General features: G+C 53.3%; 1 protein-coding gene. It reads right to left on the reverse strand.

Annotated features, from left to right (window positions below):
* On the reverse strand, nucleotides 1-252 hold a 252-nt coding region (locus M3149_RS22825), incomplete at its 3' end, for a barstar family protein (RefSeq protein WP_251711634.1).
* Nucleotides 253-422: the final 170 nt, after the last annotated feature.

Below are 422 nucleotides of genomic sequence, written 5' to 3' on the forward strand. Positions count from 1 at the left end.
CAACTCCCCCTCCAGCTCTTCCTCTGCTTCATCAAACAATAAAATCAATGCGCCAAAGCGCCGGCGCTGCTTGTCATTTAAATGGATGAACTCAATATCCAGCGGCAGCGGTAGCAGGCCACCGGTCACTGCGTCCCATAGCGAATCCAGGTTGTTGACCTTATCCTGAGCCAGCTCGAAGGTTCGGGAAAACTCCCGGTAGAAATCCTGTTGTTCGGCGATTTCGTCAAAATCAAACGTATAGGTGGTCATGACAGCCCCTCCCGCTTCTCTTTCTGTCGCCGTTAAGTATAGCGATAAAAAAACCGACGCCTGGGCGTCGGTTTATGGGTTAGCTGCTGGTCAGCACATGCTGGTACTTATGCAACATCTCAACCAGTCGCCGTACCGGCTCGGTAACCTGCGGCGAGGCCTCCCAGACC

It is taken from the genome of Hydrogenophaga intermedia (assembly GCF_023715105.1).
GTDB lineage: Bacteria > Pseudomonadota > Gammaproteobacteria > Burkholderiales > Burkholderiaceae_C > Hydrogenophaga > Hydrogenophaga intermedia_A.